This is a genomic window from Paenisporosarcina sp. P5_A11 (genome assembly GCF_056400705.1).
Map to the genome: position 1 here is coordinate 1 of NZ_JBFUKT010000174.1, position 6,736 is coordinate 6,736.

Below are 6,736 nucleotides of genomic sequence, written 5' to 3' on the forward strand. Positions count from 1 at the left end.
ATTGCCATGTTTTCGAAGGATACCTCTAGATATTTCTGTTTTGGAAGTATCAAATCCAAGTGATTTTTCGTAAGCGGTCAATACTTTTTTTCCACCAGGATGGGCAATGAAGTGATCGAGTTGACTTGACGTTAGTTCATTTTCTAATAAAAATTCTGTAACGAAAGGCTCTAGCCACTTTTCGATAATAGATGGAATGCTTTTAGAAAAAACTACATGCAGTCCATCATTTTTCATATCCCAACCCATTACATTTTCTGAGTTAGGCATGATTTTTGAAGAAGTGGAAACAAATGTAGGACTCGGTTTCTTAGACACGATATCTACTTCATCTCCACAAACTAAAGCGCAGGCAACGCCGTCAGCAAATAAAGAAGCACCAATTAAATTGCTTTTAGAATAGTCATTTGGTTGAAAAGTTAAACTGCATAACTCCACACACAACACGAGTACTTTTGCTTTCGGGTAAGCCAAACAATAATCAAAAGCTCTACTTAATCCAGATGCTCCACCAGCACAACCTAATCCCCAAATTGGAATCCGTTTGACATAATCAGAAAAGGGAAGTTGATTTAAGATCCGTGCATCTATACTTGGAGTTGAAAATCCTGTACTTGAGATGAAAATAATACCGTCAATTTCAGAAGGATGGACAGACTCATTCAAAAATTCTTGATTCTGCAAGCACGCGTTTATAGCTAGTGCACCATAAGAAGTAGCTAGCTCGATATATAATCGATTACGTTCTTCTAAATCATGTGGATGTTCAAACCATTCCATCGGTACACAAAATTGACGAGATTCGATGTCTCCGTTTTGAAAGACTTTTAACATCCGTTCAAGGTCGTCATAGTGATCATTAAATAAGTTCCTTAATAAAGTTGAGGCTTGATCTTGAGAATACGAATATGGTGGTAGAAAAGAACTAATGGATTGGATTTTAGGCATATAGTGTTCTCCTTATTAAAAATTGATAGACCTAGTTTTTCCAATTCACATTAAAATATGCAATAAAACCCAAGAGAAGCTAAATAAATAGCTTCTCTTGGGTTATCTTTGAGATTTCATTTTTTCTATTACTAACACGAAAGGCGGATAATTTTGTTGATTAAGAAATTCGTATTTTAAAACGTGTACAAATGATTGAGGAAGGCTACTCACATAATTAAGTAAGACATCTCGTTCCTCAGCACCACCCTCATGACCGTGGTATACAACTAATATAATTAGTCCATTAAGTTTTAATAAATTGAGACAAGTTTCAATCGCTTCAATCGTCGTGTGAGGTTGAGTAATAATCGAGTGATTTGCACCGGGTAAATAACCAAGGTTAAAAACAGCTGCTGAAATTTCCTTTGACACATAATTAGAAATTGACTCATGTCCTGCATGAATGACTGAAACACTCTCTTTCCACTTGGCTACACGCAGGAGAGTGGAGTCAATTGCTGTTTGTTGAACATCAAAGGCGTATACATGCCCAGTTGAACCAACAAGTTCGGCGAGGAAGAGCGTATCATGCCCGTTTCCTGCAGTACCGTCAATGACGATATCACCTGGAGAAACGGAGCTTCTTAATAGTGTTTTTACATATGGCAGTACGCGTTCAAGTTTCATTTACTTATCACCGAACCTTCGAAATACTTCCCTTGCCAAGTTCCACGGCGTTCAAGTTCAGCGTCTATTCCATTTAATACATCCCACTTGTTGACACTCCACATGGGTCCAATCATTAATTCAATAGGTCCGTCACCTGTAATTCGATGAATAACCATTTCAGGCGGTAATAATTCAAGTTGATCCACGACTAACTGAATGTAATCATCTTTATCCATGAACTCAACCAAACCTTTTTCGTATTGTTTAATCATGGGTGTTCCTTTTAATAAATGAAGTAAGTGAATTTTAATTCCTTGCACATCTAACTTGGCTACTTCACGAACAGTTTCTAACATCATTTTGTTATCTTCGAGAGGTAACCCATTAATAATGTGCGTGCAAACTCGAATACCATGATTACGGAGCTTTTGAACCCCTTCCAAATAACAAGAAAAATCATGAGCGCGATTAATTAAATTCGCTGTACGTTCATGAACCGTTTGAAGACCAAGTTCTACCCATAAATATGTTCGCTGATTTAATTCCGCTAAATACTCAACTACATCATCAGGGAGACAGTCTGGCCTTGTTGCAATAGATAACCCCACGACACCATCTAAAGCGAGTGCTGCTTCAAATTTTTCTTTTAAAACAGGAAGGGGGGCATGCGTATTCGTATACGCTTGAAAATAAGCCATATATTTGGCATCTTTCCATTTTCGATGCATTTTATTTTTTCTTTCTTCAAATTGGTCTTCAATTGAATCCACTCGATCTCCAGCAAAGTCACCTGAACCTGCAGCGCTGCAAAATGTGCAACCTCCAAATGCTACAGTTCCATCTCTATTAGGGCAATCAAACCCAGCATCTAATGCCACTTTAAAGATTTTCATTCCAAATTCATCGCGCAAATGGCGATTCCAAGTATAATAACGTTTTCCATCACTAGGAAAAGGAAAATTCATATTGAGTCCACTCCTCTAATGGGTAATTTTATCATGATTTTCGAAGAAATCCTACGACACTCCAAAGTTCAATTTTTACATTTTTTAAGACATCTTGTCTGAAGAAATAAAATAGCTTACACTTATTTAGGATTTCGAAGTAACGGAGGAATTATCATGCCCAAAAGTGTCTGGCTATTAATTATTGGAATGCTCGTTAATGTAACGGGGGTTTCATTTTTATGGCCTTTAAATACGATTTACTTGCACGACCATTTAGGGAAAAGTTTAACGATTGCGGGCTTGGTTTTAATGGCAAACGCAGGAGCGGGAATAGTCGGGAACTTACTCGGGGGCTATTTATTCGATCAGATTGGTGGATATAAATCAATAATGCTCGGCAATGTCATTACAATAGTGGGTTTAATAGGATTAACCATTTGTCATGGCTGGCCACATTATGTATGGTTTTTAACGATTATGGGGTTTAGTGGAGGAATAGTCTTTCCAAGTATGTATGCGATGGTCGGCACAGCATGGCCAGAGGGTGGTCGGAAAGCATTTAATGCCATTTACCTTGCTCAGAATTTAGGTGTTGCAATTGGACCTGCGGTTGCAGGAATCATAGCTGACTATAGTTTCAATTATATATTTCTAGCCAATTTAGGGATGTATATACTGTTCTTTTTTATCGCGCTTTTTGGTTTTCGTGAATTTGATATCGCGTCTGATCGGCATACTTCAGTTATTAATGAAGGTAAGAGTATTCGCAGCAAAGCACCATTTTATGCTTTGCTAATCGTCACGAGTGGTTATTTAATTTGTTGGCTTGTTTATGTTCAATGGCAATCGACGATTGCCACTTTTACACAAGATTTAGGAATCACCTTAAAGCAATATAGTTTGCTGTGGTCAATTAACGGTTTGCTAATTTTAGCAGCACAACCTATTATCCAACCAATAGTTAAAAGACTGGAGCATCGTGTAAAAGCTCAACTCGTTTTAGGAATTATCATCATGATGATTTCCTTTATTATTGTTGGTTACGCCCAAGCATTTTCGATGTTTGTAACAGCTATGGTGATTTTAACCATTGGAGAAATGTTTGTATGGCCTGCTGTACCCACATTAGCAAGTCAATTAGCGCCGAAAGGAAGAGAAGGATTCTATCAAGGGATTGTGAATAGTACAGCTACTATTGGGAGAATGCTAGGTCCGCTCGTTGGAGGAGTATTAGTGGATCTTTATGGTATGACAGTCATGTTTTTAATATTAACGACCTTTATGGCATTAGCAATTATTCCAAGTTTGCTATACGATGTACCATTAAAAAAAACGGAGAGCCAAGGATAGGCTCCCCGTTTTTTTGCATATTCATAGATAGTTTGGGAAAATAGAAAAGAACGTATCGCAAAGTTAGGGTGAGCAAAATGAAGTCAGTATTTCAACATTTACCAGAAACCGTTCTTGCACAAATACTTGAAAACGCTTTTCAGTGGTTTGTCGTGGTCGATAAATATGGTCGTATTCTATATATCAATGAGGATTACTGTCATTTTTTAGAGGTGCCTAGAGATCAAGCCATTGGTCAACCAGTTGAAGAAATCATTGAGAATACGAAAATGCACGAAGTCATTAAATCTGGTGTAGCAGATGTGGCATCTCCACATTACATTAAAGGGACATATATGCTTGCTAATCGAGTGCCTTTAATTGTAGATGGAGAAATTGTCGGTGCTTTCGGTAGTGTTGTTTTTCGTGATATGACGGATTGGAAAAAGCTAAGTTCTCATGTAAGAACGACGATGGAGAAAATACAATTGACTTCGACTGACTCTAATCAAAATTTTTACAAGTTAGAAGATATAAAAGGTAGTTCCCAAGCGATTCGTTCAATTAAAGAAACAATACAAATGATTGCCCCAAGTGATTTGTCCGTCTTAATAGAAGGCGAAAGTGGGACAGGAAAAGAACTCTTTGCACAAAGTATCCATGAACAATCAGATCGATCAGATTTGCCTTTTGTGAAAATTAATTGTGCCGCTATACCAGCTGAATTGTTAGAAGCAGAGATTTTTGGTACCTATCTCGAATCCAAAAATCATCATAGAAAAGGTCGTTTTGAATTAGCCGATAAAGGTACTTTATTTATTGACGAAATTGGTGCTATGCCACTTACCATCCAAGCGAAACTGCTTCGTGCAATTCAAGAAGGTGAGATTGAACCAATTGGCTCGCAAATTCCAAAACATGTAAGAGTCAGAATAATTGCAGCCACTAATCGGCCAATTGAACTTTTAATGGAACAAGGCAAATTCCGTGAAGATTTGTACTATCGAATACAAGCCATTACGCTTCGTATCCCCCCGTTACGAGAGCGAATGGAAGACTTTACAGAATTAGCAAATACATTTTTACAGCAATACATACTTAAAGCTGGTAAACGTAGACTCGTTCTTGCAAGCCGAGCTAGAGAGTATCTTCAAAACTATCATTGGCCAGGGAATGTAAGAGAATTGCAAAATGTTATCCAAGCTGCTGTCTATTTAGCTGAAGATGAAATCATTGAACCAACAGTATTACCCGATCAAATTAAACAAGTACGCAGAAAAACAAGTAAACAATTCGTGAATTTGCAAGCCGCAATTGAAGAACTAGAACGTACGATGATTCAAGACTTATTAAAAGAAGAAACAGACAAGAGAGTGGTTGCACAACAATTAGGACTTAGTCGTTCGACACTTTATGAAAAAATAAAAAAACACAACTTATGACCTAATTCCGATTTTTTGGACTATATTCCGAAAAATCGGACGATATATCAGACTAATTTTAAGTCATTGTTGAAAAAATCCGAAATTTCGGACTCCATTCTCTTTGTTACAGTCAAAATGTTGTCACAACTACTATTGCGTGAAAATAGTAGTTCTGTTTTAATAACTATTGAAAGCGCTTTTATACGAAAAATTCAAACGATTTCTTGTGAGGAGGAAACGCAATGAAGCCAATTTATACTTCTGCAGAAGAGGCTGTACAACAAATACAAGATGGAGCGACTTTAATGGTCGGTGGTTTTGGATTAGTTGGTATTCCCGAAAAATTGATTTTAGCACTTGTTGAAAAAGGAGTGACAGATTTAACGGTCATTTCTAATAATTGTGGGATTGATGATTGGGGCTTAGGACTTTTACTTAAAAATAAACAAATAAAAAAAATGATAGGTTCATATGTTGGTGAAAACAAAGAATTTGAACGCCAAGTATTATCGGGCGAAATCGAAGTGGAGTTGACTCCACAAGGTACTTTAGCTGAAAAAATCCGTGCAGGCGGCGCAGGTATTCCAGCATTCTTCACACCCGCAGGCGTAGGGACAACTGTTGCTGAAGGAAAAGAAATCCGAGTGTTTGATGGGAAAGAATATGTACTAGAAGAAGCATTACGTGCTGACTTTTCCCTAGTTCGTGCAGCAAAAGCTGATAAGTTTGGCAATCTTGTCTATAACAAAACAGCGCAGAACTTTAATCCGATGATGGCGGCTGCAGGAAAATTCACTATTGCAGAAGTAGAAGAAATTGTGGAAACAGGTGACTTGGATCCGAATACAATTCATACACCGAGCATCTATGTACAAGGTCTACTGCAAGCATCACAAGAAAAGCGGATTGAACGTTTAACGACTCGTTCATAGGACAGGAGGAGACAAACATTATGGGAACAATAAATGTTAGAGAACGAATTGCTATTCGAGCTGAACAAGAAATCGAAGATGGTAACTACGTGAATTTAGGAATTGGTATGCCAACATTAGTGGCAAACTATATCTCTCCTAATAAAACAGTAGTATTACAGTCGGAAAATGGATTACTTGGGATTGGACCTTACCCAACAGCAAATGATGTTGATCCAGATTTAATCAATGCAGGTAAAGAAACAGTTACGACTATTCCAGGTTCTGCCTTTTTCACTAGTGCCGAGTCTTTTGCGATGATTCGCGGTGGACATGTTGACGTTGCTATTTTAGGTGGAATGGAAGTATCTGAGAATGGTGATCTTGCAAACTGGATGATTCCAGGGAAAATGATTAAAGGTATGGGGGGTGCTATGGATTTAGTCCACGGTGCCAAGAAAATCATCGTCATAATGGACCATGTAGCAAAAGATGGTTCAGCGAAAATTAAAAAACAATGCGATTT

Annotated in this window: 7 protein-coding genes; 4 read left to right on the plus strand and 3 right to left on the minus strand. The window is 37.7% G+C overall.

Features of this window, described 5'->3' with window-relative positions; all coding sequences use genetic code 11:
• The 3 genes from AC1DOS_RS16705 to mnmL all read right to left on the minus strand — a co-directional run.
• On the minus strand, positions 1 to 948 hold a 948-nt coding region (locus AC1DOS_RS16705; protein WP_477538415.1), incomplete at its 3' end, for a type III polyketide synthase.
• 102 nt (positions 949 to 1,050) lie between these two features.
• Entirely contained in the window at positions 1,051 to 1,617 is a 567-nt protein-coding gene (mnmM, locus tag AC1DOS_RS16710) for a tRNA 5-(aminomethyl)-2-thiouridylate-methyltransferase MnmM (RefSeq protein WP_477538416.1), read from the minus strand.
• Entirely contained in the window at positions 1,614 to 2,564 is a 951-nt protein-coding gene (gene mnmL / locus AC1DOS_RS16715) for a tRNA modification radical SAM protein MnmL/YtqA (protein ID WP_477538417.1), read from the minus strand. Before mnmL ends, mnmM begins: the two co-directional genes overlap by 4 nt.
• Before the next feature lie 156 nt (positions 2,565 to 2,720).
• Between mnmL and AC1DOS_RS16720 the strand changes: the two genes are divergently transcribed.
• The 4 genes from AC1DOS_RS16720 to AC1DOS_RS16735 all read left to right on the plus strand — a co-directional run.
• The gene (locus AC1DOS_RS16720; protein ID WP_477538418.1) at positions 2,721 to 3,896 is read left to right on the plus strand and encodes an MDR family MFS transporter; all 1,176 of its coding nucleotides are present in this window, start codon (positions 2,721 to 2,723) and stop codon (positions 3,894 to 3,896) included.
• Positions 3,897 to 3,973: 77 nt separating this feature from the next.
• A complete protein-coding gene (locus tag AC1DOS_RS16725) occupies positions 3,974 to 5,317 on the plus strand; it encodes a sigma-54 interaction domain-containing protein (RefSeq protein ID WP_477538419.1) in 1,344 nt (447 codons plus the stop codon).
• Between the two features lie 224 nt (positions 5,318 to 5,541).
• Positions 5,542 to 6,231, plus strand: coding sequence for a CoA transferase subunit A (locus AC1DOS_RS16730; RefSeq protein WP_108587453.1), 690 nt, complete (start codon positions 5,542 to 5,544; stop codon positions 6,229 to 6,231).
• 20 nt (positions 6,232 to 6,251) lie between these two features.
• Positions 6,252 to 6,736, plus strand: a 485-nt coding sequence (locus AC1DOS_RS16735; RefSeq protein ID WP_477538420.1) for a 3-oxoacid CoA-transferase subunit B, incomplete at its 3' end; no start/stop codon positions are given.